The sequence below is a fragment of the Corynebacterium suicordis DSM 45110 genome (genome assembly GCF_015351405.1).
Taxonomy (GTDB): Bacteria; Actinomycetota; Actinomycetes; order Mycobacteriales; family Mycobacteriaceae; genus Corynebacterium; species Corynebacterium suicordis.
The window spans coordinates 1,012,614-1,038,138 of record NZ_JADKMY010000001.1 but is presented as its reverse complement, the minus strand read 5'-3'; the positions used below and the strand labels follow the sequence as shown (position 1 = coordinate 1,038,138).

The window sequence follows — 25,525 nt, the reverse complement described above, 5'->3', positions numbered from 1 at the left end:
ACTCAGCACTACGAGCGAACCTTGATCCACCTTTCTCCCTGGCGAACGAGAACCCCTTTGAGTTCCAAATCCCGGACAGTGCGCATGACCAAGGCACCGTCCAATCCCGTATCTCTTTGCATCTGCACCAGGTAGCCACTGTCATCCGATTCAATGCCTGCTGCATCGAACACTGCGGTTTCCTGCCAGCTGAGCTTCTGCTGCCCGGCTGGATCCAGTACTCGGTCCGCACCCAACTCGCTTTCGCCCGCATCCAGATCAAGCGTGAGTTGCGTCCCCAGTGGATCAACCACGTCCAGGATGTCCTGGGCCGTGCGCACCAGACTTGCCCTCCCCTGTTGGATCCGCACCAGCGCTCCCTGGCTGGAAACGGAATCCACTGGACCGGGCACCGCGAGCATGGGTTTGAGCATGGCTTCAGCCCAGTTCATGGTGTTCATCGCCCCAGAGCGCAGCGGCGCCTCCACCAATACCGTTGCCTTGCCCAATGCAGCAGCCAACCGGTTGCGCGTGAGGAAACGATGGCGAGCCGCTGAAGTGCCCGGCGCGTACTCGCTGACGATCAGAGAACCCGCAGCAACGATGCGCTGAAACAATTCCCGGTGCGCCGCGGGGTAATCCACATCCACCCCGCAAGCCATCAAGGCAATCGTCGGAGCCCCAGCCGCAAGAGCCGCCGTATGCGCATGCTTATCAATGCCCACGGCGCCTCCCGAGACGATTGCATAACCGCTGGCGCATAGTTCCGTAGCAAATTGCTCGGTCACGGATTTCCCGTAGCGCGTGGCCGCGCGCGTACCCACCATCGTCACGGACTGCTTTGTCAGCTGCGCCAAGTCACCCGAGCCACGCACCCACAGCGCAAAGGGAGCTTCTGCCTGACCCCTCACTCCCGCGTCCTTATCCGCTCCGGTCCCAGTCATGCGCACGAAGGCATCGGTGAGCTCGGTGGGCCATTGCGGGGAATCTGGGGTGAGTATCCGCATGTTCTCTCGCTGGGTGGTTTCCCATTGCCGGCGCGGATCAAAGTCATAGCGGTGAGCAGTCGCATTCAACACCGACTGCGGAAGCGAGGAATCCCGGCGCAGAATCCTGCCCGATAAACGGGTCACATCCCCGGGAGTCTCGTTCAGGCGTCGAAGTTCCCAACCTTCGGGCCACAATTCTGCCAGCACATCCGGCCTACTGCCCTCCACCACGTGCCGCAGATAAATCCACGCCAGTTCCCGCCTGAAATCCTCACTGAATGTCATCGCTGTATATCTCCACTGCATCGAGAACTTCGGCTACTCCCGGTTTGTCTTTGCCTTGCAGGTCCGCAAGCGTCCAACTCACTCGCAGTGCCCTATCCACCCCGCGCTGTGAGAGCGATCCCCTCCGTAGGAAGTCCTGCAGCGCCCACATCCCCGCTTCTTCGGCGGGTGCCTCCGTGCGCAAGACCTTGCCGGAGATCGTCGCGTTCACCGCCCCGGAATAGGTGCCTTCTTTATCGACGCCGCCCCATCGCCTCCGCGCTCGTGCGTCTGCCTCCACTACCCGCTGCCTCACCTGAGCCGAGCTTTCCTCTCCTCCCAGGGTCAGCGTGGCCAAGGTATTGCTCCTCGTCCGCGCGAACAGGTCAATCCGATCCCGCAAGGGTCCGGAAAGCTTGGCTTGATACTTCATCCGAGCACCCGAGGCGCACGTGCATTGAGCTGCGAACTCCGCTCCACACGGGCAAGGGTTGGCCGCACACACCAACTGAAACTTCGCGGGGAATCGCACTGTGCGTTGTTGGCGGGTTAGCTCCACGCACTCGGATTCCATAGGCACGCGCAACGTGTCCAGCACTGGGCGGGACATCTCCGCGATCTCATCCAGAAACAACACCCCGTGATGGGCCAGGCTCACGGCTCCGGGTTTCGGCCGCGCACCCCCACCAACGAGCCCAGCCTGAGTAACGGTGTGGTGCGGGGCGATGAAGACCCGCTGGCCGCGGAAGATCTGCTGGATCTGACTGTGTGCCCCGGCGATGGAGTGCAGCGCAGCGCTTTCCAAAAGCTCGTGTGGTTGAAGCTCTGGCAGGATCCCGGGCAGTCGCTGAGCGAGCATAGACTTTCCGGTTCCGGGTGGCCCCACGAACAACAGGTGATGCCCACCCGCGGCGGCCACTTCCAGGGCGCGCCGGGCTTCGGGTTGGGAGACCACGTCTGCCATATCCGGTGTCTCAGAGACGTTTTCCCCGTGTATCCCCGGCTCCTGCGTTTCCGATCCCTGCGCGATCAACTCGGCGAACTCGCGTGCCTCCAGCAATCCGCGCCCCGTGGTCAGCCATTCGGCCACATCCCGCAGGTTAGAGGCCACCAGGATCTGCACCCCATCCACCAGCGCGGCCACGTGAGCGGCCTCTGAATGATTCGCCTCGGGCACCACCAATATGTTCATCCCTCGGCGGCTCGCGGCCACTGCCCGAGGAAGGATGCCCGGTACGCTGCGCAACCTGCCATCCAAGCTCAGCTCGCCCACCAAGATGCTATGCCGCAGGCGTTCCTGCATCCCAGTGCTACCGGTGCGAGCGGCCAACATCGCACACACCATCGCCAGGTCATACCCTGCCCCGTGTTTTGGCACTCCAGCCGGGGAAAGGCTCATCACTACCTTTTGGCCAGGCCAGTGCATCCCGGAATTATTCATGGCCGCGCGGATCCGATCCCGCGCCTGCACCACCGCAGCATCGCCCATGCCGATCACACTGATTCCAGGAAGTCCCAGGCCCAGATCACACTCCACGCGGATCACCAGACCCTCAAGGCCCTCCAGCGCCATCGCGAACGAGTACCCCACCGCCATCAGCTACCACGCGCCCTGAATATGCTGGCGCACCCCGGCTGGGCCCACGTCTATGACATCGAAGCGCAACGGCGAGGAGTTGGCGCCCCGCGCCTGCAGTTCGCGGCGATGAGACTCCATCCATTGCAAAGCTGTTGCAGTCACCCGGCGAATCTTCGCAGGAGTGATGGCTTCTGCCCCGGAACCGAATCGGGTTCGCGTTCGGTACTTCACTTCCACGAACACCAGCACCCCGGCAGAAAGAGCCACGATATCCAGCTCCCCCACCCGGCATTCCCAGTTCCGTTCCAGCACCTGCCACCCCATCTCGCTCAGGTAGCGCACCGCGCAGTCTTCACCCGCGTCCCCCATTGCCTTTGTAGTCATGAATCAGAGGATGCCTGAGGGCCTGGAGGGTGGCGTCGGGAAAAAGGGAGGGGAAACAACAAAAGGCCAGGACGCTGTGGAAAGCGCCTGGCCTGTGGAGAAGGAAAGAAAAGAAAGGGAAGAAACGGAGAGCTAGTTCTCCGGAAGCTGCAGCTCCGGCTTGTCCAGCTCCTCTATGTTCACGTCCTTGTAGGTGATCACGCGGACGTAGCGCACGAAGCGGGCGGGGCGGTACATGTCCCATACCCAGGCGTCGGACATACGGACCTCGTAGTAGACCTCGCCGCCGGAGTTGCGGGGAATCAACTCCACTGCGTTGGCCAGGTAGAAACGACGCTCCGTCTCTACCACGTAGGAAAACTGGCTGACCACGTCGCGGTACTCGCGGTACATGGAGAGCTCGACGTTTGCCTCGTAATCATCCAGGTCTTCAGTACTCACTTGAGCGTCCACACCTTCCGGGAAATCGCGCGACCGAACATTCGGCCATTCATGCCTCTGGTTGCAACCGTTGCTGGTACTCGGAACGAGCCGCAGCCACATTTTTGTAAGTGTAACGGTGATGCGGGGTTCCGCCATGCAGACTCACCGCAGCCATGTGCGCGGCCGTGCCATAACCCTTGTGCCCGGCCAATCCGTACTCGGGATATTCGGCATCCAGCGCCACCATGAGCCGATCCCGGGAGACTTTCGCCAGCACGCTCGCTGCACTGATACAGCGGGACAGCTGATCGCCCTTGAGCATCGGCAGGTGGGGTTGTGGCAGGCCAGGCACCCGCACCGCATCGGTGAGCACGTATCCGGGAATGGTGGAAAGCCCCGCCACCGCGCGTCGCATCCCGTCCACGTTCGCCGGCTGGATGCCTCGCCGATCTATTTCCGACGCCGAAATGTGCACCACAGAAAACGCCTCAGCCGTGGCTTTGATGAGGTCGAAGAGATGATCGCGCTTCTTCGGCGAGAGCTTCTTGGAATCCGTGAGCGTGTCCAGCTCTGGGATGGGACCGGGCGGCAGGATGCACGCAGCCATGGTGATGGGGCCGCAGCACGCCCCGCGGCCTGCCTCATCCACGCCGGCCACGGGGCCCAAGCCCGCCTCGTGCAACGCGTGCTCGAGGGTGCGGGAATGCGGGAGTGACTGCAGCTGTCCGCGGGTCAGGCTCGCGGGATGTTCGGGGGAAAGCAAGAGACGTGTGGGCTAGGCAGCTTGGTTATCTACGGAGTCCACGCCGCCGATGCGGGAAAACGGCAGCACAATTGCTTCGACTTCTCCCACCACGTTGTCCACGGGGATGGTGCCCTGGAGTTGGTCACCCATGTGTCCGCGGGAATCCAGGGAGTTGGTGCGGTTATCGCCCATCACCCAGATGTTGCCGTCTGGAACGGTGACGGGGCCGAAGAATTCGCCGCCGCAGGCTGCTGAGCCGGTCGGGGTATCGCTAATCGCGTAGGTGGGAGGATTGTTGATGTACGGCTCGTTGAGGACCTTGCCGTCAACCTTGATTCCGGAATCGCCCTCTTGGCATTCCACGGTTTGCCCACCGGTGGCGATGACTCGCTTGACCAGGGTGTTCTCATCAGGTGCGACCAATCCGATGTAGCTACCGGCATTCTGAATACCGCGGATGACGCGGTTTCCGGACCGCTGGGTGGTGTATTCGGTGTTCCACGAATCGGTTCCCACAAATACCACGACCTCGCCGGGCTCTGGGGATTCCCCATCGCCATAGGCCAGCTTGTTCACGAAGATCCGGTCAGGCTCACAGCCGGCACAGCCATGCAGCGTGGGTTCCATGGACTCCGAAGGAATCAGGTACATGCGACCCACGAACGTGTTGAAGGCTCCGAGCAGCAGGAGTGTCACCACGATGATGATGGGCATCTCCACCCACCACGGGTAGGTTTTCTTCTCTGCCTTCTCCTTCTTCACCTTCGTGGAGACGGGAGCAGCGGAGCTTTTTCCCTTTGCATTGCTCTGCTCAGCGGAGTCAGAACTTTCTTCGCGATGACTATTCACAAGGAGTCAGCGTACCAGTGGAGCCGGTGGGGTTAAACGCCTCAGGCTCGGCCACGTCGGGTTCCATTATCTTTGCAGACAACAGGAAAAACCCCCATCTGGATCCACTGTGAAGCGGACGCCAGTTGAGGGCTCTGTGATGCGGGAGAAGCTTAGCGCTTTTCCTTGATCTTGGCTGCCTTGCCGCGCAGATCGCGCAGGTAGTACAGCTTCGCGCGGCGCACCTTGCCGCGGGAGAGGATATCGATGTGATCGATATTTGGGGAGTGCACTGGGAAGGTGCGCTCCACACCGATGCCGAAGGAGATCTTGCGGGCGGTGAAGGTCTCGCGGATACCGGAGTTCTGACGGCGAATGACTACACCGCGGAACACCTGGATACGGGACTTGGAACCCTCGATGACCTTGACGTGCACGTCAACGCTATCGCCTGGGCGGAAATCTGGGATGTCGGAACGCAATTGCGCTGCATCGACCTTGTCGAGAATATGCATAGAAGAATCCTTCGTATTCGTCTGGATAGAGGATCCTCGCGGCTTTTCATCCCTCTTGGATGCGCCTACGGGTTCGTACCCACAACTGATTAACTTAAGCAGTATGCCAGCAGGTGCCGCGAACAGGCAAATAAGACCCGCCGGGCAATCTATTTAGCGCGCGGATTTAGAAACCGGCCTTTCGCAAGGCATCAGCCAGCGAACCGCCGCCGCTCCCCTGCTTGGATCCCTGCTTCGATCCTTGTTTGGAACCCTGCTGGCCGCGCTGTTCTTTACCTCGGTTGTGGTTCTTCCCGCCAGCACCTCGAGACCCGGAACCCTGTGCGCTCCCCTTACCGCCATTCCGCTGCTCCCCGCGTGACGCGCTGTTTTTGCCGGAGCTGGTGGCGTCGGAAGAAAGAACGAGCGACAACCCGATGCGCTGGCGCTGCACATCAACGTCCACCACGCGCACCTTCACCACTTGTCCGGAGGACACCACCTCGTGCGGATCCTGGACAAAAGACGTGCTCATCGCGGAGACGTGAACCAGCCCATCCTGGTGTACGCCCACGTCCACGAACGCGCCGAAGGCAGCCACGTTGGTCACGGTGCCCTCTAGGATCATGCCCTCGGTGAGGTCAGAAATTTTTTCGACGCCATCAGCAAACCGCGCCGTCTCGAACGTCGGGCGGGGGTCTCGTCCAGGTTTGTCCAGCTCTGCCAGGACGTCGGTAACTGTCGGCACGCCGAACTTCTCATCGGCGAACTGTTCCGGGCGCATTCCGGAAAGCGCCCGCGTATTCCCAATCAGCGCGTCCACGGTCAGCCCAGCTTGCTCGCCGATCTGGTGGACCAGCGGGTATGCCTCGGGGTGCACGGCGGAGGAATCCAGCGGGTCTTTGGCACCGTGGATGCGCAGGAATCCCGCGGCCTGCTCGAATGCCTTAGGACCCAGGCGTGGCACCTTCAGCAATTCCTTGCGGGAGGCGAAGGCTCCGTTTTCATCGCGGTAGCCCACGATGTTGCTGGCCAGGGTGGAGGTCACGCCCGCCACGCGTTCCAGCAGCTGGGTGGAGGCGGAGTTCACGTCCACGCCCACGGAGTTCACGGCGTCCTCCACCACGGAATCCAAGCCGGCGGAGAGGAGTGTCTGGTTCACGTCGTGCTGGTACTGGCCCACGCCGATTGATTTCGGGTCGATCTTCACCAGCTCAGCCAGGGGATCCTGCAGGCGACGGGCAATGGATACCGCCCCGCGCAGGGAGACATCCATATCCGGGAATTCACGCGCGGCCACTTCAGAGGCCGAATACACGGATGCGCCGGATTCAGAGACGATGACCGACTGAGGTTTGCTGCCGCCTGCCTGCGCGATGAGATCCGCGATCTCGCGGGCCAGCTTTTCCGTCTCTCGCGAGGCCGTGCCATTTCCCACTGCCAGGAGCTCCACGCGGTGCTTGGCTGTCATGTCCGCCAGGATTGCCCGCGCTTGTTCCCACTTGGCCTGCCCCTGGTGCGGGTAGACCACCACGGTGTCCAGCACCTTGCCCGTGGAATCCACCACGGCACACTTCACACCGTTGCGGTATCCCGGGTCCAAGCCCAGCGTGGCGCGTTGTCCCGCGGGCGCGGCCAGCAGCAGATCCCGCAGGTTCCGGGAAAACACCTGCACCGCACCTTCATCGGCGCGTTCCTTGAGCCGCATTCGCACGTCCACCGCGGAGCTCACGGAGAGCTTGGTCCGCCACGCGAAGCGCACGCACTCGGCGCGGAATTTGTCCGCGGCATCCCCCTGCGGTTCCAGCTCTGCCAGCTGGGCAATCAGATGCTGGAAGTAGGCATTATCTGCATCCTCATCGGCGCCATCACCAGCGGCGAAGTTCACGCGCAGCACGCCTTCGGTCTCCCCGCGCAGCAGCGCCAGGATGCGGTGGCTGGGCAACTTGTGGAATGGCTCGGAAAACTCGAAGTAATCGCGGTACTTGGATCCGGCATCCTCCTGCCCGGCGATCACCTCGGAGATGGCACTGCCGCGCTTGAAGTATTCCTCGCGAATCCGGCCCACCACGTCTGCATCAGTGGCGATGTCCTCCACCACAATGTGCCGCGCACCCGTGAGCACGGATGCAGCATCGGCAAAGACCTCGGTGATGTACTCAGCTGCCAGCTTCGCGGGATCCTCTGAAGTGCCCGCAAGCAGTTTCTGAGCCAGTGGTTCCAAGCCCGCTTCCCGGGCAATCGTGGCCTTCGTGCGGCGCTTCGTTTTATAGGGGAGGTACAAATCCTCCAGCCGCGCCTTGGTTTCCACCGCCAGGATTTCCGTGCGTAGCTCCTCGGTCAACTTGCCCTGGGATTCGATCGCGTCAAGGACTGCAGCTTTACGCTCTTCCAATTCCCGCAGGTAGTTCAGCCGAGCCTCCAGGGTGCGCAGCTGCGAATCGTCCAGACCACCGGTGGCTTCCTTGCGATAACGGGCGATGAAGGGCACCGTGTTGCCCTCGTCCAGCAGGGCAATGGTGGCCCGCACATCCTTCTCGCTGACATGGAGTTCGTGCGCAATAGTCTGGGAAATCATTCCGCCTACCTTAGTAGGCAGCGCGCGCGACCCCGCCTACCGCCCAGCACTCTGCACCTACTCTTCCGGCGAGCGCCCCAACTCCAACGCCTTCTCATCCCGGGCAGAAATCTCCCCCGCCACGCGCAGCCGATTGAGCAGATCCGGGCGCCGCGCGGAGGTACGCAGAAGCGCCTGATCCCGACGCCACCGCTCCACCTTGCCGTGGTTTCCACTGAGCAATACCGGAGGCACTTCGAGGTCATTCCACACTCGCGGCTTGGTGTAGCTCGGGCCTTCCAGCAACCCATCCTGGAAACTATCTTCCTGGTGGCTGGCCTGATTGCCCAGCACCCCGGGGATCAGCCGCACCATCGCCTCGGCCATCACCAGCACGGCCACTTCCCCACCGATCAACACGTAATCCCCGATGGATACTTCTTCCACCCGATAAGTGCGCGCCGCATCGTCCACCACGCGCTGGTCAATCCCCTCGTAGCGACCACAGGCGAAGACCACGTGGTCCTCATTCGACCAGCGCTCCGCCATCTCTTGGGTGAACGGGGCGCCCGCGGGCGTGGGGACAATCAGGAGTGGTTGTTTCTTATCGACGTCACCCTGGTCCGAGTTGGCGTCGATAAAAGAAGAAGGAGAAGACGCACGATGCGAGACCGAGGAGGTGAGATCCTCCGCTGCGGCGGCCGCGCCCGAGCGGGCTGCCACATCCGCAAGAGCCGGGCCCCACACTTCCGGCTTCATGACCATGCCGGGACCGCCACCGTAAGGGGAATCATCCACGGCTTGGTGCACGTCGGTGGTCCAGCTGCGGAGATTATGCACTCCGACCTGCAGGATTCCGCGCTCAATGGCCTTGCCCAGTAGAGCATGGCGGAGGGGCTCCAGGTACTCGGGAAAGATGGTGATGATGTCTAAGCGCACAGGTCTGCTACCAATTTCCTAGCGTGTTCACGTTCCTAGAGTTCCAGCAGACCTTCGGGCGGGGTGATGACCAGCGCCTCGTTGTCCAGATCCACGATGGGAACGATTGCCGTGCGGAAAGGGATCAGGGCAGTCTTGCCAGGCTGATCATCCAGGCTGACTTCCAGCAGCATGCCGGCTGGGCTGTGGGAAACAGCTACCACTTCGCCGATATCCTCGGGCTCAGGCTGAGCGCCTTCATAGGCGCGGGCATAAGCCTCTTCTTCGCTGACCGGCCCCACGTTGAGCACGCGGAGGCCTTCGAGCTGGTGATCGTAATAGGACTCTTCATCCTCATCGAGGATGGGCTCGGCGAAGAAGCGAACGCCACGCAGGGTATCGGCTGCGTTGCGATCCGGGACTTCCTCCGCGGTGAGCAGGAGGCGGCCCTGGTGTGGGCGGGTGGAGCGCACCGTGAGGGTGATCTCCTTGCCCGCCTGCTTGCCGTTGAGCACGGTGCCCTTGGCGAACCGCAGCTCTGGCTGGTCGGTGGTGGCATCCACCACGAGTTCCCCACGCACGCCGTGGGGTTTGATTACGCGACCAATCTGCACTTCAACCATGCGGATTAGTCTAAATCACGCCTGCTTTAAATCACACCTTGCGCCAGCATTGCATCGGCGACCTTGCGGAAGCCCGCGATGTTGGCACCTGCCACGTAATCGCCTTCCACGTCGTACTCCGCGGCGGTGTCCGCGCAGGCACGGTAGATGTTGCGCATGATGCCCTTGAGGCGCTTATCGGTGTATTCGAACGTCCAGGAATCGCGGGAGGCGTTCTGCTGCATCTCCAGCGCGGAGGTGGCCACGCCACCGGCATTTGCTGCCTTGCCTGGTGCGAAGTGGATCTTGCGCTTGCGGAAGACCTCCACGGCCTCCGGGGTACATGGCATATTGGCACCCTCGGCCACAAATTTCACGCCGTTATCTGCCAGGAGCTTGGCGGATTCGCCATCCAGCTCATTCTGGGTGGCACAAGGCAGAGCCACATCGGCTTCGATCTCCCAGATGTTGCCGTTCTCGTGGAACTCGGCATCATTGGCTTCCTTGGCGTAGGTGGCCACGCGCTCGCGTCGGTTTTCCTTGACATCGCGCAGCAGTTCCACGTCCACGCCGTCTGGGGTGGAGACATAGCCGGAGGAATCGGAGAAGCCCACCACGGTGGCACCCAGTTCCTGAGCCTTCTGGATGGCGTAAATGGCCACGTTGCCGGAACCGGACACGATCACGCGTGCCCCATCCAGACGCTCGCCACCGGCGTTCATCATTTCCTGGGTGAAGTACACGGTGCCGAAACCGGTGGCCTCGGTGCGCACAAGCGAGCCACCCCACTGCAGGCCCTTGCCGGTGAGCACGCCGGACTCGTGGCGGTTATTCATGCGGCGGTACTGGCCGAAGAGGTAACCGATCTCGCGTCCACCCACGCCGATGTCACCGGCTGGCACGTCCACCTTGTCGCCGATGTGGCGGTTGAGCTCAGTCATGAAGGACTGGCAAAAGCGCATGACCTCGTGATCGGACTTGCCCTTGGGGTCGAAGTCCGACCCACCCTTGCCGCCGCCGATGGGCAGGCCGGTCAGGGAATTCTTGAAGATCTGCTCGAAGCCCAGGAACTTGATGATGCCCAGGTTCACGGATGGGTGGAAGCGCAAGCCACCCTTATATGGACCCAACACGGAGTTGAACTGCACGCGGAAACCACGGTTGACCTGCACCTGGCCCTTATCGTCCACCCAGGGCACGCGGAAGATGATCTGGCGTTCTGGCTCACACATGCGCTCGATCAAACCGTCTTTGGAGTAGTGATCATTCTTCTGCAGCACGTGCTTGAGGCTTTCCAGCACCTCAGCCACTGCCTGGTGGAATTCTGGCTCACCGGCATTGCGCTGCAGGATCTGCTCGTAATAACTCTTCACGGTCTGGTCAACGTTCACGGTGAAACCTCCAAGGGCGAAAAATGCGCGATAACTGCGATAACTCTAGTACTCCTGCGAGTTTAGGTGACCCACAGGTTCCGTGACACCCGGCTGGGGGTGCTCGGATCCACTCACTCGCCCATTCACCAACGCTCCCCGGGCCTTTTCACACACAAAAAAAGACCGACCCAAACGGGTCGGTCTTTCACTAGCGAAGAACTAGTACAGAATTACTCTGCGGATTCCTCAGCAGGAGCTTCTTCTGCAGGAGCCTCATCAGCGGACTCGGACTCAGCAGCTTCGGCCTTAGCCTTTTCTGCAGCTTCCTTCTCAGCAGCGGCTTCAGCAGCAGCAACCTCGGCGGCAGCCTTGGCTTCTGCGTCTTCCTTGGCCTTGCGCTTCTTCTCGGTGATGGCCTCAGCGGTTGGGCCTTCGGAAGCCTCGGAGAGAGCCTCGTTGAACAGGTCCAGCTTGGACTTCTTCTCTGGCTGTGGCTTCAGGGTGCCCTCGGCGCCCTCGAGGCCCTTGTGCTTCTGCCAGTCGCCGGTCACCTTGAGCAGTGCTGCCACTGGCTCGGTTGGCTGTGCGCCAACTCCCAGCCAGTACTGTGCGCGCTCGGAATCGATGCGGATGATGGATGGTTCGTAACCTGGCTGGTAGATGCCCAGGTTCTCGATAACCTTGCCGGAACGACGGGTGCGGGCATCTGCCACGACAACACGGTACTCAGCGTTGCGGATCTTACCCACGCGCTGCAACTTGATCTTAACGGCCATGATTGGCTCCTTCTGTGGTCACTGGGCAGTTCAGACACTTCCTGCCGTTATGCAGAAAGCCGGTTCAACCCTTGTTGTTTTAGCTGCGTGTGACTATCGTCCGACCGTGGTCGGGCTCGATGTAACGCAGCAACCTTGCAAATACTAGTGCATGCTCGCCTTATCCCCAAAAATCGGCGCGCTACAGTGGCAGGTATGTCTGCACCAACCCTACTGTCCAGTTTCGCCGATACTTTGCCGGGTATGAGCGCGCCGTGGTCTCCCACTTCTTTTCCCGACGCCACCCTCCTCATCCTCAACGTTTCCCTCGCAGAGGAGCTCGGTATGGATGCCGCGTGGCTGCGCAGTGAGGATGGCTTGCGCTTCCTCATGGGTGAGCAGCTCCCGGAGTCCGCTCATCCTGTCTCCCAGGGCTACGCGGGCCATCAGTTCGGGCAGTTCAATCCTCGGCTCGGTGACGGCAGAGCCGTTCTCCTGGGCGAGGTAGAAACCGCCGAGGGTCTGCGGGATATCCACCTCAAGGGCAGCGGACGCACCCCGTTTTCCCGCGGTTCCGCTGATGGCCGCGCTACGGTTGGCCCGATGCTGCGGGAGTACCTGGTCAGCGAGGCCATGCACGCGATGGGCATTCCCAGCACGCGAGCTCTGGCGGTGATTCTGACGGGCGAATCTTTGCGCCGACAAGGAATAGAACCCGGTGCGATTTTGGTGCGGGTTGCTAGCTCTCACCTACGGGTGGGAAGTTTCCAGCTCGCGCGGATGCTGCACGAGCGCAATCCCGGGCAATTGGAAGATCTGGCGGACTTTGCCATCGCCCGGCACTACGCAGACGAGCTGGACGATGGGGATTACGTGGGGCTGCTCCGCCGGGTGAGCATCCGGCAGGCGCAGCTGATTGCGCAGTGGATGCACGTGGGGTTTGTGCATGGGGTGATGAATACGGATAACACCTCGATTTCCGGCGAGACCATTGATTATGGGCCGTGCGCGTTCGTGGATGCGTTTGATTCGAACGCGTGGTTTAGCTCGATTGACCAGCAGGGACGCTATGCGTTCGGCCGCCAGGGTCCGATCATGATGTGGAACCTGGAGCGTCTCGCGGAATCCCTGTTGCCGCTCATCGAGGCGCAATTGGGCGTGGATACCGAGGGTGCCATCGCTGCGGCCACTGAAGAGCTCAAGCGCTTCCCCGGGTATTTCCACCAGGCGATGGAATCCACGTGGCTTCCTGCCTTGGGCCTTGCCGAAGCTACGGATGCGCGGAGGCAGTTGCTGGAGGAGTTCCTCGACTGGCTCAATGCTGCGCATCCCGATCACCTGACGGTGCTGCGTAACTTGGCCGAGGCTGATTCACAGGAAGAGCCGCAAGGTACGTTGCTGCCCGAAGAATGGATGCAGCGCTGGCGTGCCGAGAACCCCGATGCCGAGCTCATGAAGCGCGTCAATCCTGTGCGTATCCCCCGCAACCACTTGGTGGAAGAGGCGCTTTCGCAGGCGGCTGGCAGAAATATGGAGCCCTTCGAAGAATTGCTTTCGGCGGTCACGGACCCCTTCGACCCCACCAATTCTGAGTGCCAGGCACATGCGGAGAAGTTCACCCAGCCTGCGCCAGAAGGCTTCGGGGATTACACCACCTACTGCGGCACCTAATCGGAAGGCGGGGTAACGGCAATTCCAGCTCTTGACAGGGGCACGCCCCTCGCCTAGGTTTACCACCTACATGGGTAACCCATGATCCCAATGAGTGAAGAGGAGGTGACAGCAATGCCCATCGATCCCCATGATCCCCGACCGATCTATCTGCAAATTGCAGAAGAGATCAAAAGCCGCATCGGCGCTGGCCAGCTAGCCGCAGGTGATCGAGTCCCGTCCACCAATGAAATCTCCGCGTTTTACACAGTTAATCCCACCACCGCGGCGAAGGCACTCACCCAACTTCATGAAGAAGCGTTGGTGATTAAAAAGCGAGGCCTCGGCATGTTCGTCACCGATTCGGCGCAGACAACCATCATGTCTCAAAGGCAGCAGCACTTTGCGAAGAACTTCATCCAGCCCTTGATCCGCGAAGCAACAGCCCTGGGGCTTTCCGAGGGAGATATTCAACAGCTCATCGCAAAGGAGATGCGCGCATGAACACAACACCCGGACAATCCCCCACCCCCGGAATCACTGGAATCGTGGGACCAAACGGCGCAGGTAAGACTCACTACCTGCGCGAGCTGGCGCAGGATCTCCGATCAGCCATGGGTCAAGCAGCGGGCGATATGCACTACTTCGGGAGGAATCCTAAGCAGCATTTCCGGACCATTTCCGCAGGCTGGAGGAAACTCGATGTGAAAGCTGCCACCGACTGGATTGGGTTTCCCGCCACTACCCCATGGCGAAAACTCAGCCTGGGACAGCGGCAAAAGGTCATCAACGCAGGAGTGGTTTTTTCTGGAAAAAGCACCTTACTGCTCGATGAACCATTCAATGGCTTGGATTCCGCACACCGCAAACAGCTCACATCCTCATTGAGCGAGCTATCTCTGGAGAACCCAGACATGAGCATTCTGGTCACCTCTCAACATGCTGGTGACCTCGAGGGGCTCATTGAGCGCCTCATCACGGTGCATCAGCATGAGGTGAGCGATCCACTAGATCTCGATACCGCTCGCCTCCAGCACCCGGTCATTACGGGAGAACAATCATGCATAGCTGAATTCACGCAGGGTTACCCGGTTCTGCACAAAAGCAGTCTCGGCGCCACCACTCGCGCGGTACTGGGCAAGGCTCTCACTGCGGAGGCCGCTCAGGCCGCACAAGAAACCGGCATGGAGATTTCCTACCTCAGCCACGGCGAACTCATCGAGTTGCTGAGCGAGCACGCCACTAGCGCACAACACCAGGGAGAAAACTCATGATCCGAAGCAAAAATTTCACTCTGTTCAGCGTATTTCACGGCGGACGGGCCGCTGAGTTTTTCCTTGCGCTCTTCGCCATAGCTGCGCTGTTCGCTGGCCTCAGCTGGTGGGGATCGGACTGGTTCTTCCCCGATCTCATGCACTACCTGGCCTTTTTCCTCATCATGGCCCTGCAAGCGTATAACTCAGTGCCAATCATCAAACACCATGTCTCGCCTACCCGCTGGTGGAGTTCCGGAACTATCGCGGCAGTGTTGATGAGTGTGGTGTTCAGTGTGATTCCGATTCTCATCATCCACTACGCGCCACTAGACCTGCTGCGCAATGATCCTTTCGAGAGCTACATCATTCCTTCATGGAGACTTGCACCAGAGGTCATCATCGTGGAGCCTCACACGATGCCCGCCAATATGGGCAGTTTCGCCTCGATGGCGCTGACATTCCTCGGAATTCTCTGCGTGAACTTGGCGGTGAGCCTCAGCGGAATGGCCTTAGGTGCCGTCATGCGCAGCCACGGTGTCCGGGGAATATTCGGCTTCATAGCCGTAGGGATCATTGTTGTCTCCCTCACCTCGTGGGCAGGAAACTTGATGTGGGATTACGGCGTGCCCGCACCCTGGCCAGGAGTTTTCTTCTACTCTGTCCCGATGATTGTCCTGGGACTCATCGCCGCTCACGTCGCAGCCACAAAGCAAACCTTTGGGAGCGAAACGCGAGCCGCTTAAAACACAGGACGGGCGAGCGAGCTACTTGCCCTTCTTGCCAAAGCCCATCTTCGAGAAATCGATGTTCTCGAAACCTGGGGGCAGCTGTTCCTGCATCTTCTGCAGCTCAGCCATATCCGGCATTCCCCCGCCGGGCATTCCTGGCATTCCAGGCATGCCGCCCATTCCTGGAGGCATCTTCGGCTGGGTAGGACCGCGACGTTTCGCAGCCTTACCCTTCTTGCCGTTCTTGCCCTTGCGGTGATTCTTCTGCTTCTTCGTGGCAGAACTGCCGCCGCCCATGCCGAACTGGCCGGCCATCTTGCCCATCATCTTCTTCGCTTCGAAGAAGCGCTCCACCAGCTGGTTTACCTCAGACACGCTCACGCCTGAGCCCAGTGCGATGCGCTTGCGGCGAGAAGCGTTGAGGATCTTCGGGTCCTTGCGCTCTGCAGGGGTCATACCGCGGATGATTGCCTGGATGCGATCCAGCTGCTTCTCATCCACCATGTCCGCCATCTTGGACATCTGGGAGCCGCCCGGCATCATCTTCAGGATGTTGCCCAGTGGACCCATGCGGCGGATCATCATCATTTGTTCAAGGAAGTCCTCCAGCGTGAGCTCGCCGGAAGCCATGCGCATGGCGGAGGTTTCCGCCTCCTCCTGATCGAAGACCTTTTCGGCCTGCTCGATGAGGCTGAGCATGTCGCCCATGCCCAGGATGCGGTTGGCCATGCGGTCAGGGTGGAAGACATCGAAATCCTCCAGCTTCTCACCCGTGGAGGCGAACATGATCGGCTTGCCGGTCACCTCACGGATGGACAGTGCTGCGCCACCGCGGGCATCGCCGTCCAGCTTCGTTAGCACCACGCCGGTGAAATCCACGCCATCGCGGAAGGCCTGAGCGGTGGTCACGGCGTCCTGACCGATCATGGAGTCAATCACGAAGAGAACTTCATCCGGCTCCACTGCGTCGCGGATATTGCGCGCCTGAGCCATGAGCTCTTCGTCGATACCCAGACGACCCGCGGTATCGATGATCACGATGTCATGCTGCGAGCGGTAGGCCTCTTCGATACCGGACTGCGCCACCTGCACGGGATCGCCGTGGCTGGTGCCCATCTGGTGATCCATGGATTCCATGGACGTGCCGGGATCTGGCGCGAAGGTGGGTACTCCGGCCCGCTCACCGACGATCTGCAGCTGCTGCACCGCGCCGGGTCGCTGCAGGTCACAAGCGATAAGCATCGGGGTGTGGCCCTGCCCAGCCAGGTGCTTGGCCAACTTACCGGCCAGGGTGGTCTTACCCGCACCCTGCAGACCAGCCAGCATGATGATGGTCGGCGGGTTCTTGGCCAGGTTCAGACGGCGCGTCTCGCCACCGAGGATGCCCACGAGCTCCTCGTTGACGATCTTGACCACCTGTTGCGCAGGATTCAGAGCCTCGGAAACTTCCGAGCCCGCCGCGCGCTCCTTGATGCGGCTGATGAAACCGCGCACCACGGTCAGTGAGACATCGGCTTCCAGCAGCGCCAGGCGAATTTCGCGGGCGGTGGCATTGATGTCCTGCTCAGTTAACCGGCCTTTGCTACGAAGCCCCTGGAGGGCGCCGGAAAGGCGATCTGAAAGCGACTCAAACACTCTGTGCGTGTCTCCTTCTTCGCGTGAAGTGGCTGCGTATGCAGTCTTTTACTAGCGCCCGACCCGCAATCGCGCACGGTCGAAACACATTTCTATCCCCCCTACCCTACAGTGCGGAGTCTCATTCTCTTTAGTGCGGAGGCTCTTTTCTTCGACGCCACCTCGCTTCTCTCCCCGCGCGCGGATCTGCCCCCGAGCAGACATGCTGGCTGCTTGGGGGCTATCTCGCTAGTGACGAGTGGGTGACTAATCCATCTCGTAGTGATACGCGGATTCGCGGTGCAGGGAGCTGTCGATGCCGGAATCCTCGGCGTCGCCAGCAATGCGCCAGCCCATGGTGAACTTGAGGATGAGGCCCACAATCACGGTGACCACGGCACACCACAGTGCTGCCACCGCAGCGATAACCAGCTGCACGGCGAGCAATTTGAAACCCTCCGCACCGCCACCGGTGAACAATCCCACGTCGTTAGCCAGCAGACCACAAGCGATGGTGCCCCACAGGCCCGCGACAAGGTGCAGGCCCACTACGTCCAGGGAATCATCGAAGCGGAAGCGGTACTTCAGACCCACGCCGAAGGCAGCCAAGATGCCCCCAATGAAACCGGCGATCAACGAGGTCAACGGGGTGAGAGACCCCGCTGCTGGGGTGATGGTGACCAGTCCAGCCACCACACCGGAGGCCGCACCCAGGGAAGTGGTGCGCTTATCGCGGACCTTTTCCACCAGCAGCCAGCCGAGGAGTGCGGCGCACGCGGCAGAGGTGGTGTTGATCCACGCCAACCCGGCCAATCCATCCGCAGCGAAGGCGGATCCACCGTTGAATCCGAACCAGCCGAACCACAACAACGCCGCGCCGAGCATCACCAGGGGAACGTTGTGGGGCTTGGACTCTTCGGACAGGAAGGTGCGGGAATGACCGATGATCAAGGCCAGCACCAGGCCGGCGATACCGGCATTGATGTGCACCACGGTTCCACCGGCGAAGTCGATGGGGGCGATGGCCGCGACCGTCTCCCCCGCTTCCTGCACAGTGCCGAACATGCGCGCGGCCAGCGAATTCTCACCGTCGCCGAGCAACCCGCCACCCCACACCATGTGTGCCATGGGGAAATATGACAAAGTCACCCACACCGCGGTGAACACCAGCCAGGTGGCGAACTTCACGCGGTTGGCCAGCGAACCAGAGATGATGGCCACCGCGATGGCTGCGAAGGTCAGCTGGAAACAAACATCGATCACGTTGGCATAACCCGCGGTGCCCTCCACGTAGAGACCGTTGACATCGGTGATGGCGCCCTCCAGGCCGAACATCTCAAACGGGTTGGAGAACAGCCCCAACCAGGACTCGGTTCCATAAGACATGGACCAACCCCACAGCACGTACACCACTCCGACCACACCCAAAGAGCCGAAAGACATCATCATCATGTTGATGGCGGACTTTTGCCGGGACATGCCTCCATAGAACAAGGCAAGGGCGGGAGTCATGAGCAGCACCAGGGCCGCGCTCATGAGCATCCACGCCGAATTACCGCTGGTGGCAGCGAGTTGATCGGGTGTCATAGTGGTTCTCTTTCCTCTGCAGACGTCTTTTCGTCCAAACTTCAAAGTCTTTCAAGAGACCACTTAACTGCCCGAATGTTTCCTGCGGACTGCACCTTTATTTACGGGCAGGTGAACAAACCAGGCATAAAGTTACGGCCGTGTTACACGCTCTGAAGCGATGCAACACGGCCGTTGGGGTAATCAGCGGAATTTAGCCGAGCAGGGCGTCGACAAAACTCTCCACCTCAAACGGTGCCAGGTGATCCTCACCTTCACCGAGGCCCACCAGCTTGACTGGCACGCCCAGCTCTTCCTGCACCTGGAAGACGATGCCGCCCTTCGCGGTGCCGTCCAGCTTGGTCAGGACCACGCCGGTGATGTCCACGACCTCGCGGAACACGCGCGCTTGGGTCAGGCCGTTTTGGCCCACGGTGGCGTCGAGCACCAGCAGGACCTCATCGACCTTCGCCCGCTTTTCGACGACACGCTTGACTTTGCCCAGCTGATCCATCAGGCCAACTGCGGTGTGCAGGCGACCTGCGGTATCGATGACCACGACATCGCTGGAATCCTCGATGCCCTTGGACACGGCATCGAAGGCCACGGACGCGGGGTCTGCACCCTCGGGGCCGCGAACGGTCTTGGCGCCCACGCGTCGACCCCAGGTTTCCAGCTGATCGGCGGCCGCGGCACGGAAGGTATCCGCAGCACCCAGGGTGACGGAGTGGCCCATGCCGATGAGCACGCGGGAAAGCTTGCCGGTGGTGGTGGTCTTGCCGGTGCCGTTGACACCCACCACCATGATCACGGCTGGCTTGCCCTCGTAGGGCATGGCCTTGATGGAGCGATCCATCTGTGGCTTGCAGGCATCGATGAGCGCCGCGCGCAGCATGGCGCGGGCTTCCTCTTCGCTGGACACACCATTGGCGGCGATGCGACCACGGAGATCCTCCACCACGGTCAGCGTGGTCTTGGTGCCCAGGTCTGCCATGAGCAGCGTGTCCTCGATCTCCTCCCAGGCATCCTCATCCAGGTCACCGGCAGAGAGAATGCCGAGCACTCCCCGACCAATGACGTTCTGGGACTTGGACATGCGCGAACGCAGCTTGCCCATGCGTCCGTCGACAGGGGCGATATCCTGCGCGGGATCGGCTGGGGTTTGTGGCTGCGCTGGCGCGGTTTCGGGTGCCATACCTGGCTCGGCGGTCGGGGCAGCACCCGGTTCCGGAACTGGAACGATCTCTTCCTCAGCGGGAGGAGTCACTTCCGGCGCGGAAGTCTGCGGTGCGGGCTTGGTTGCTGGCTCTACCGGCTTAGCGGGCTCAACCTTTGGCTCAGCAGCAGGCTCTGCAGCGGGTTCTGCGACTGGCTCTTCTGGCGTGATCGGAGCTGTCTGCTTTTCTGCCGGCTTCTCGGCGGGCTTTTCTACCGGCTTCTCAGCCGGCTTCTCTACGAGGTTCTCAGCAGGCTTATCGGCGGGCCGAGCAACCGGCTCCTTCTCGCGATCCTGCAGCGCATCCGCGGGGCGGTTGATCCGCACTCCGCCGATGGTCGTCTCGGACGGAGCCTCCTTGACCCCGCCACCGGCCGTGAAGTTAAAGCCACTCTGAGCCTGGTAATTGCCCGAGGAAGGCTTGGCTGGTTCGATCTCCTCCTTTTTTTGGAAGGAAACCTCCTTGGTCTTTTTCCGACGCAAGCCAAAGACCACAAGCAAGATGATGAGGAGCGCCAGCAGGGCAACTCCAATGATGATCCACATGAGCGGTGTCAGTTCCATGCGTTCCAGTAAACCAAAGGCTTCATTGTTCGGCTGCCCCCTGCGGGTCTATCATTCGCCTTATGCTCGAATCCCTCCGGTCGATTCCCCTCACCGGCTCCGTACCAATGGTTATTGCATGGGCCCTCTTGCTGGTCCCTTTCGCTCTGGTACTTCTACCTTTCCTTCGTCGGAAAAGGAAAAGGCCACTTCTGCTCAGCGTGCTCATCGCGGCCGTTCTCACCGCTGCTGCAATCGCCGCCACCATCTGGCTCGCGGATACCCCGCCCAATCAGCTCCGCCCTTCCGTGTACATCGCGATCTTCGCGTGGCTCACCAGCGTCGGGCTGTTCATCGCCTCCATGGCGCAGAAGTTTCTGCGCTGGCGCACAATCGGGATTTTCCTCGCTGTCCTGCTCATGTTTTCCGGCGGCAGTCTCATCTCCAACCAGGCTTACGACCAATACCCCGATATCGATTCCCTTAATCCCACCGTTCACTACAACGAGCTGAGCGCGGAAGATATCCCCGAACCGGATCCACAGAACCCCGCGCTGCCACTGGCCAAGTGGCAGGAACAGCGGTCACGGTGGGAAAACTTAACAGCGCACATGCCGCGCAAGGGCGCGCGGGTGAGCATGTCCGTGCCCACTCCCCACTCGGGTTTCTCCGTGCGCAACGCGGAGGTCTACCTACCACCAGCGTGGTTCGCTAACCCTCGCCCGCAATTGCCGGTGCTGACACTCATGCACGGCACTCCCGGTGAGCCCACGCAATGGTTTGAAGAGGGCGGGGTGGCTCGCTTGGTCGACGATTACCAGCGCACCCACGGGGGAATCGCCCCGATCGTGGCATCCATCGATTCCACCGGGGATTATGCCGGGAACCCGCTGTGCACGGACAGCTCGCATGGAAATGTGATGACCTACCTCACCAAGGACATCCCCACCTGGCTCAAGGATCGCTTCTCCGCCAATCCGGATCAGCACACGTGGACACTCGGCGGTCTTTCCTACGGCGGGACCTGCGCATTCCAGGTGGCCACCAACTCCCCGGGTAGCTTCGGCACGTTCCTGGATTATTCCGGCGAGCTGCTACCGAACGATGGCAACAGCCACCAAACCACGGTGAACAACTTCTTCCAGGGCAGCGAGGAAGTCTACAAACAGCGCAACCCCGAAGACATCCTGAAGAAGGCCATCGCTGAGAAAGACCCCAAGTTCCGCGATATCGCGGGAAGGTTTGTCAGCGGAGATGAAGAGAAAACCGGGCAGTCGGACCTCAGCACGCTAAATGATCTCGCCAAACAAGCCGGCATGGACACCACGTTCCGCACGCTCTCTGGCGGCCACGATTATGGCGTGTGGCGCAATGCCCTGGTCCAGGACTTTGCGTTCACCACCCAGCGCGGCGGGTTAGCACCCTAGTCGAACGCATCTAGGCGTCCCCTGCCTCCAGCGCTGCCCCAGCCTCGGCAGCGTCATCGGCGTCATCTGCCTCGTCTGTTTCGGCCAGCTCATCCGGGCCAAACACACCGAGCACCATCGCCTCCGCGCTGATCAGGTCACCCGTCACCAGGTCTGGAACCAGCCGAGCCATCTCCGCCCACGCGGCATACACTTGCGGCAGTTTGCCCAGCGTGGCGAGCCTGTCGTGGGCATACATGCGTGCAGCCAGCGCAAACATCATCGAGAGCACCGGCACCAGCGCCCAGCGGTTCGCGGGATCATCCGTATCCACCCCATCCAAACGCTCGAAGCGCACGCGCGCGGAGAGGTACAGCTGACGGTTAGCGCTCTTCACCTTGCGCAGAATCTTCACCGCGGTGGTCATCAGCTCGGGATCGCCCAGCAACTCGCTGAGCTCTTCTCGTTGAGCAAACGTCTCAAACACGCTGATCAGACGAGTATTCTCATCACTCAGCGCGCCGGGCACCACGCCCGCACCGTTGAAGAAAGAATCCAGCACCGCCTGCTGCTGCGCCGGAGCCAGGTGCGCGATCTGCACCGTGGTGGCATCGATACACGCGGTCTCCAGCGTGCGATCCCTACCCGTATCCATCGTCTCCACCACGGTATCGCCAGCCACCTCGGCCAGCTCCGCCCGCAGCTTCTTGGCCTGCCTGGAGTCCTCGCCCGCGGCAAAAAGATCGCCCAAGATTTCCAGAGCGGCGATCCACGGCGCGTCACCTCGGCGGGTTTCCTCCTTGTTTTCCGACGCCACCCTCACATGCACCAGCCCCGACATAATGAACTGCGCAGGTCTATCGGCAGCGGGCACCAGCGAGGTGCTCATCGCGTGGATTGACGCGGCGGGCTGCGCGGAAAGCGCCTCCCGCAGCTTCGCGGCATCCGAGTCCAGAGCTACGCGGCGCTTGAGACCACCGGCCAACACGTCCCACAGCGTGGGCAGGATATCAGCGTGCTGCGGTAGTTCTTCGGACTCCCCAGCCAGGAAGGCGGAGAGCTGGGTGAAGGGAGAGTTGGCGTCGGGATCAAAAGAGGAACCGAAGTAACCCTCGCGCTCCACGCGCACGGCCCGCACGCCGGGGAATTCCGGGGCGCGCAGGGCGTTGAAGCGGTCCGTGGAGAAGAGCTGGACGGCGAGGGGGCCGGCGTCGCGGAGTTCTTCCGGCAGGGCTTGCCCCAGTTCCACGCTGCGGGCGGATTCCCACGGTGCGGTGAGCGGCCATGCCCACAGGGCCTTGCTCTCCAGGCGTTCGGGATCATCGCACTCGAGGTGCAGGGTGTGATCTTCGGCGTAGGTGACGTTGAGGGTGGAATCCGGGACGATCCGGGCCATCCGCACGCTCACGCGCTTGCCGGCGCGGGCATCCACGAACTCCAGTTCCAGGGAACCCTGGGCCAGGATCTTCACGGAATTGGCGATGAGCGCGAGCTCTACCCACCAGGTGATGTTGTCCTGCGTGTTGAGCTTCACCGTGCGGGCGGGAGAACCGTGGCGATCGCGGACCACCAGGCGAGGGTCGCTGATCTCGGTCTCTGGGCGCACCCGGAAACGGGTCTGCAGATCCAGCCACGCGGTGGAAAGGCGCAGAGCTTCAGTGCGCCAGACAGGATCTTCACCCTGCATGGGCAGCTGGAAGCGGATGCGTGGAGGGTTGATCACCAGCGGTAGGGCGTCACCGGCCTCGGTTTCCACCACTGCCGTGGCAAAGCGATCAGCCGGGGTGAGCCGCAGCGGTGGGATCTTCTCGAAGGGCTTGTCACCGGAACGCAGACGAACGGTCGTGGGGCTCAGACCTGCGGTGAGTGGAAGACGGGTGTTGGCCGCGGGGCCGTCGATTTCCATCTCCACGTTCAAGCCCTCAACCAGGGCGAATTCGTGGCGGAAGCTCTCGTTGCGCGGTCCGCGCAGGCGCACCAGGTACTCGCCTACCCATGGGGAATCGTAGGCTTCGGGGTCGAAGACATCGAACACGCCGCCTTCGGCGCCCACCTCCAGTGGTTCTTCCTCGGAGACCTCATCGCCAGGCTCTCCCGGACCCGCATAGGCGGAGACGGACAAGTGCCACAACTCGGTGTCACCGGAGATGGTGGGTGGGAATTCCACCCGCAGGCTATCGGCGAACACCGGCTTGCCGCTCACCGTCTTCACGCAGGGTTGTGGTTCCTCGGGTTCCACGAAAATCACGCGCTGGCGGGAATCCACCGCGCGCATGGAATCAATGGACGGGCGACGATCACCATGGCGCTCGATGTGCAGGCTCAGGGCCTCGGAAAGATCCAGGCTGCGCATGACCCAGCCATCCCAGGCCTTCATGGGGCGCTCCCACAGCACGGGAACAGCCACGTCACGCACGGGATCCACCGCAACAGTGTCCTCCGGGCACACCACGATCACGTTCACGCGATGCAGCGTGGCCCGTTCGGTGAGCTCAGCTCCGCGCTCCGTAAACACCAACGCGGGCTCTGCGCGGTTGATCACCGGCAGGGTCCAGTGCTGGCCGTGCGTGACGCTGTGCACGTGCAGTTCGCGCAATGGGCGACGCACTGGCAGATCCACGACCTCCGAATTGACCCCACCGAAGTGCTCGGAGCGACCCGTTCGGAATGCCGAAGGGCTGCCGTCTGCATCCATCCGCCAGCGGATCTCCGCAGCTGGATCCTCCTCTACTGGAGGCAATGGCTGGGAAGGCAGGCGCAGCACCACGCGGTTGCGCGCGATATCCAGGCGCAAGCGTGGTTGCCCCTCGCGGTGGGCCACGCCCACCGCGTGTCGCCGGCTTTCCGTACCCACCGGGCGCTCACGCAATTCCTCGATCACGTCTTCGAGGATCAAGCGCGGCAAGTTCAGCTGCGGAAGGGTGTATTCCCAGGTATCTGGGTGGGCTTCGGCATGACGCAGGATCTGCACGATGGGCGTGAACAACCGCTGAGCGGTATCTGGGCGCAAGGCGCAGAGGGGGCCGGCTTGCAGCTCGTCTTCGGCGAGCTGCCGCACCACTGCGGCAGCTTCTGCTTCGGGGTCGGATTCTGCGTGGCCAGAGAGGCGTCGAGAATCAAAGACCTCGATGAGTTCCGGGATCCAGTCCGTGGCCAATCCCACGTGGAAGAAGAGACGACCCTTCTCCCCATCGGGTCCGCCGATGGCCTCGTCATGAGGGTTCAGGCCCGCGGCGGAGAGGATGTTTCCGAACTGGCCTTCGATGCAGGCCACGCGATCCGGGGTGGGTTCCAGGCCCAATCCGGCCCAGAATTCGCGGGGAAGCTCGCCCACTCGGTTGAAGCGGGCGGCGCGAGTCAACAAGGCGGTAGCGGTGAGCGCGGGGCAAGCGGCCAGCAAGGCTTGTGGGGTGGAGCCTGCGGCCAACTGGCGAGAGAGGAACGTGCCGAAAAAACGGGAATAGCGTTCCAGTTGATCACCGTTTACATCGAGATCCACGAACAGTTCCACGTCGCGGATTCTCGCGGCCAGCGTGGCTTCTGCCGTGGAGGCCCATGGGAGGAGAGTGTCATTCAAGTCTGCGATGGGGCTGTCAGTCACTCGCCCAATCCTACGCCCTCCCTGCACAAGATTTTGCGCGGGGCTTGCACACTTG

At 61.5% G+C, this 25,525-nt stretch carries 21 protein-coding genes; 5 read left to right on the top strand and 16 right to left on the bottom strand.

The annotated features are described in order from the left end of the window. Nucleotides 1-8: 8 nt before the first annotated feature. From dprA to rpsP, 12 genes are all read right to left on the bottom strand, one after another. Nucleotides 9-1,253 carry a DNA-processing protein DprA gene (gene dprA / locus IRY30_RS04830; protein ID WP_194556215.1) on the bottom strand — a complete coding sequence of 415 codons (1,245 nt, stop codon included), beginning with the start codon at nucleotides 1,251-1,253 and terminating at the stop codon, nucleotides 9-11. Further along, entirely contained in the window at nucleotides 1,240-2,829 is a 1,590-nt protein-coding gene (locus IRY30_RS04825; RefSeq protein ID WP_194556214.1) for a YifB family Mg chelatase-like AAA ATPase, read from the bottom strand. The genes dprA and IRY30_RS04825 overlap by 14 nt, the downstream gene beginning before the upstream one ends. Before the next feature lie 3 nt (nucleotides 2,830-2,832). Next, nucleotides 2,833-3,195, bottom strand: coding sequence for a YraN family protein (locus IRY30_RS04820; RefSeq protein WP_194556213.1), 363 nt, complete (start codon nucleotides 3,193-3,195; stop codon nucleotides 2,833-2,835). 132 nt (nucleotides 3,196-3,327) lie between these two features. Then, a complete protein-coding gene (locus IRY30_RS04815) occupies nucleotides 3,328-3,636 on the bottom strand; it encodes a DUF2469 domain-containing protein (RefSeq protein ID WP_194556212.1) in 309 nt (102 codons plus the stop codon). 49 nt (nucleotides 3,637-3,685) lie between these two features. Further along, on the bottom strand, nucleotides 3,686-4,339 hold the full coding sequence (locus tag IRY30_RS04810) for a ribonuclease HII (protein WP_228502960.1): 654 nt from the start codon (nucleotides 4,337-4,339) through the stop codon (nucleotides 3,686-3,688). A gap of 54 nt (nucleotides 4,340-4,393) precedes the next feature. Then, nucleotides 4,394-5,212, bottom strand: coding sequence for a signal peptidase I (gene lepB, locus IRY30_RS04805; RefSeq protein WP_374708546.1), 819 nt, complete (start codon nucleotides 5,210-5,212; stop codon nucleotides 4,394-4,396). Between the two features lie 152 nt (nucleotides 5,213-5,364). After that, the gene (gene rplS, locus IRY30_RS04800) at nucleotides 5,365-5,706 is read right to left on the bottom strand and encodes a 50S ribosomal protein L19 (protein WP_194556210.1); all 342 of its coding nucleotides are present in this window, start codon (nucleotides 5,704-5,706) and stop codon (nucleotides 5,365-5,367) included. A gap of 166 nt (nucleotides 5,707-5,872) precedes the next feature. Next, nucleotides 5,873-8,263, bottom strand: coding sequence for a Tex family protein (locus IRY30_RS04795; protein WP_194556209.1), 2,391 nt, complete (start codon nucleotides 8,261-8,263; stop codon nucleotides 5,873-5,875). Between the two features lie 57 nt (nucleotides 8,264-8,320). Continuing rightward, a complete protein-coding gene (gene trmD / locus IRY30_RS04790; protein ID WP_374708547.1) occupies nucleotides 8,321-9,181 on the bottom strand; it encodes a tRNA (guanosine(37)-N1)-methyltransferase TrmD in 861 nt (286 codons plus the stop codon). 35 nt (nucleotides 9,182-9,216) lie between these two features. Next, on the bottom strand, nucleotides 9,217-9,783 hold the full coding sequence (gene rimM, locus IRY30_RS04785) for a ribosome maturation factor RimM (RefSeq protein WP_194556208.1): 567 nt from the start codon (nucleotides 9,781-9,783) through the stop codon (nucleotides 9,217-9,219). 26 nt (nucleotides 9,784-9,809) lie between these two features. Further along, nucleotides 9,810-11,153 (bottom strand): NADP-specific glutamate dehydrogenase, encoded by a 1,344-nt coding sequence (gene gdhA, locus IRY30_RS04780; RefSeq protein WP_194556207.1) that lies wholly within the window; start codon nucleotides 11,151-11,153, stop codon nucleotides 9,810-9,812. A 212-nt stretch (nucleotides 11,154-11,365) separates the two neighbouring features. Then, nucleotides 11,366-11,911, bottom strand: coding sequence for a 30S ribosomal protein S16 (rpsP, locus tag IRY30_RS04775; RefSeq protein ID WP_194556206.1), 546 nt, complete (start codon nucleotides 11,909-11,911; stop codon nucleotides 11,366-11,368). Nucleotides 11,912-12,106: 195 nt separating this feature from the next. On the opposite strand from rpsP, the gene IRY30_RS04770 reads away from it, so the two are divergent. The 4 genes from IRY30_RS04770 (at nucleotide 12,107) to IRY30_RS04755 (ending at nucleotide 15,539) form a co-directional block, all read left to right on the top strand. Beyond that, complete coding sequence (locus IRY30_RS04770) at nucleotides 12,107-13,561, top strand: protein adenylyltransferase SelO (protein ID WP_194556205.1); 1,455 nt, start codon at nucleotides 12,107-12,109, stop codon at nucleotides 13,559-13,561. Between the two features lie 90 nt (nucleotides 13,562-13,651). Then, on the top strand, nucleotides 13,652-14,044 hold the full coding sequence (locus tag IRY30_RS04765) for a GntR family transcriptional regulator (protein WP_309825064.1): 393 nt from the start codon (nucleotides 13,652-13,654) through the stop codon (nucleotides 14,042-14,044). After that, the gene (locus tag IRY30_RS04760) at nucleotides 14,041-14,814 is read left to right on the top strand and encodes an ATP-binding cassette domain-containing protein (RefSeq protein WP_194556203.1); all 774 of its coding nucleotides are present in this window, start codon (nucleotides 14,041-14,043) and stop codon (nucleotides 14,812-14,814) included. The genes IRY30_RS04765 and IRY30_RS04760 overlap by 4 nt, the downstream gene beginning before the upstream one ends. Further along, a complete protein-coding gene (locus IRY30_RS04755) occupies nucleotides 14,811-15,539 on the top strand; it encodes a hypothetical protein (protein WP_194556202.1) in 729 nt (242 codons plus the stop codon). Before IRY30_RS04760 ends, IRY30_RS04755 begins: the two co-directional genes overlap by 4 nt. Before the next feature lie 21 nt (nucleotides 15,540-15,560). Here the strand turns inward: IRY30_RS04755 and ffh are convergent, their stop codons facing one another. The 3 genes from ffh to ftsY all read right to left on the bottom strand — a co-directional run bounded on the left by ffh (nucleotide 15,561) and on the right by ftsY (nucleotide 20,484). Next, on the bottom strand, nucleotides 15,561-17,159 hold the full coding sequence (gene ffh, locus IRY30_RS04750) for a signal recognition particle protein (protein ID WP_194556201.1): 1,599 nt from the start codon (nucleotides 17,157-17,159) through the stop codon (nucleotides 15,561-15,563). 246 nt (nucleotides 17,160-17,405) lie between these two features. After that, nucleotides 17,406-18,725, bottom strand: a complete 1,320-nt coding sequence (locus IRY30_RS04745; protein WP_194556200.1) for an ammonium transporter — start codon at nucleotides 18,723-18,725, stop codon at nucleotides 17,406-17,408. 193 nt (nucleotides 18,726-18,918) lie between these two features. Continuing rightward, a complete protein-coding gene (ftsY, locus tag IRY30_RS04740; RefSeq protein ID WP_228502571.1) occupies nucleotides 18,919-20,484 on the bottom strand; it encodes a signal recognition particle-docking protein FtsY in 1,566 nt (521 codons plus the stop codon). A gap of 62 nt (nucleotides 20,485-20,546) precedes the next feature. Between ftsY and IRY30_RS04735 the strand changes: the two genes are divergently transcribed. Then, nucleotides 20,547-21,890, top strand: a complete 1,344-nt coding sequence (locus tag IRY30_RS04735; protein ID WP_194556199.1) for an alpha/beta hydrolase — start codon at nucleotides 20,547-20,549, stop codon at nucleotides 21,888-21,890. A gap of 10 nt (nucleotides 21,891-21,900) precedes the next feature. Here IRY30_RS04735 and IRY30_RS04730 read toward each other — a convergent pair whose 3' ends face one another. Beyond that, nucleotides 21,901-25,470, bottom strand: a complete 3,570-nt coding sequence (locus IRY30_RS04730) for a hypothetical protein (protein WP_309825067.1) — start codon at nucleotides 25,468-25,470, stop codon at nucleotides 21,901-21,903. Nucleotides 25,471-25,525: the final 55 nt, after the last annotated feature.

Excerpts from the sequence above, each read along its gene's own strand:
- dprA (WP_194556215.1), bottom strand. The coding sequence starts at position 1,253 with ATGACATTCAGTGAGGATTTCAGGCGGGAACTGGCGTGGATTTATCTG.
- IRY30_RS04825 (WP_194556214.1), bottom strand. The coding sequence starts at position 2,829 with ATGGCGGTGGGGTACTCGTTCGCGATGGCGCTGGAGGGCCTTGAGGGT.
- IRY30_RS04820 (WP_194556213.1), bottom strand. The coding sequence starts at position 3,195 with ATGACTACAAAGGCAATGGGGGACGCGGGTGAAGACTGCGCGGTGCGC.
- rplS (WP_194556210.1), bottom strand. The coding sequence starts at position 5,706 with ATGCATATTCTCGACAAGGTCGATGCAGCGCAATTGCGTTCCGACATC.
- IRY30_RS04795 (WP_194556209.1), bottom strand. The coding sequence starts at position 8,263 with ATGATTTCCCAGACTATTGCGCACGAACTCCATGTCAGCGAGAAGGAT.
- rimM (WP_194556208.1), bottom strand. The coding sequence starts at position 9,783 with ATGGTTGAAGTGCAGATTGGTCGCGTAATCAAACCCCACGGCGTGCGT.
- rpsP (WP_194556206.1), bottom strand. The coding sequence starts at position 11,911 with ATGGCCGTTAAGATCAAGTTGCAGCGCGTGGGTAAGATCCGCAACGCT.
- IRY30_RS04770 (WP_194556205.1), top strand. The coding sequence starts at position 12,107 with ATGTCTGCACCAACCCTACTGTCCAGTTTCGCCGATACTTTGCCGGGT.
- IRY30_RS04765 (WP_309825064.1), top strand. The coding sequence starts at position 13,652 with ATGAGTGAAGAGGAGGTGACAGCAATGCCCATCGATCCCCATGATCCC.
- IRY30_RS04760 (WP_194556203.1), top strand. The coding sequence starts at position 14,041 with ATGAACACAACACCCGGACAATCCCCCACCCCCGGAATCACTGGAATC.
- IRY30_RS04755 (WP_194556202.1), top strand. The coding sequence starts at position 14,811 with ATGATCCGAAGCAAAAATTTCACTCTGTTCAGCGTATTTCACGGCGGA.
- IRY30_RS04745 (WP_194556200.1), bottom strand. The coding sequence starts at position 18,725 with ATGACACCCGATCAACTCGCTGCCACCAGCGGTAATTCGGCGTGGATG.
- ftsY (WP_228502571.1), bottom strand. The coding sequence starts at position 20,484 with ATGGAACTGACACCGCTCATGTGGATCATCATTGGAGTTGCCCTGCTG.
- IRY30_RS04735 (WP_194556199.1), top strand. The coding sequence starts at position 20,547 with ATGCTCGAATCCCTCCGGTCGATTCCCCTCACCGGCTCCGTACCAATG.